Here is a 973-nt window from a genome sequence, read left to right as displayed (position 1 = left end):
CGCTCGTCGAGCCCGGCGACCTCGGCGTCGGCCAGCTCGGCCTCGCGGGCGGCGACGGCGAGGGCCGAGACCGCCGCGTCGGCGGCCTCGGCGAGCGCCTCGCGCTCCCCTGCCGGGTGCCGCTCCCGCCAGGCGCGCAGCCGGGCGAGGAGCCCGCGGTCGGCGTCCAGGGCACCGCCGAGCGACTCCAGCGCCGCCGCCCGCTCCCGGGTCTCCCGTTCCAGCTCCGCACGCACCTCACCGGCCGCCGCCTCGTCGACCATGGCCGGGTTCGGCGGCACCACGAAGTCAACGCCCGGGGCCGCCGCCTCGCCACCGATCGCGGCGGTGGCACCGACGGCCACCGCGGCGCACGGCAGCAGCCGCGCCCGTTCCAGCTCCTCCCGGGCCCGCGGTGCGTCCTCCGGGTTGTTGAGCAGGACGCCCGCCACCAGGTGCGGGAGCCGCGCGACCACCGACGCGCGCTGCGCCTGCGGAAGCGTCGCGAGGTAGCGCCAGCCGGAGTACGCCGTGATGCCTGCGGCTTCGAGCACCTCGAGCACCTGCTCGGTCTCCGCGGGCTCGGGCAGCAGCCCGCCCTCGCCGAGCGCGCGCAGCGCCCGCGCGTCGCGGTCCTGCGCGGCGAGCAGCTCGGTGCGCCTGCGGTCCCCCGCCGCGATCGCCGCGAGGAGGCGCTCCTCCAGCGCGGACGCGTCCGTGTCCGGGCGGATCTCCTCGACGCCGAGCAGCTCCGCGAGCCGCGGTTCGCCCGCCAGTGCGTCGCGGGCGGCGCGTGCGTCGGCGAGGGCGGACTCCGCGCGTTCCGCGGCGGTGCGGGCGGCCTCCTCGGCGCGGCGGCCGCTGCCGCGGCGCTCGTCGGCGGCGCGGCGGGCGTGCCGCAGGTCGGTCAGCTCGGCGTGCAGGGCCGCCACCTCGGCCTGGGCCGCTTCCGCCTCCTTCTCGGCGGCGGCGTGCGCGGCGGCCACGTCGGCGC

Annotated in this window: 1 pseudogene; it reads right to left on the bottom strand. The window is 80.4% G+C overall.

Annotation, left to right across the window (positions count from 1 at the left end):
- A pseudogene (locus ABEA81_RS42315) lies at positions 1–973 on the bottom strand (hypothetical protein); the annotation flags it as partial.

This window comes from Pseudonocardia adelaidensis, from assembly GCF_039543345.1.
Classification (GTDB): Bacteria; Actinomycetota; Actinomycetes; order Mycobacteriales; family Pseudonocardiaceae; genus Pseudonocardia; species Pseudonocardia adelaidensis.
The sequence above is the reverse complement of the archived record's forward strand: the minus strand, read 5'-3'. Positions and strand labels throughout refer to the sequence as shown.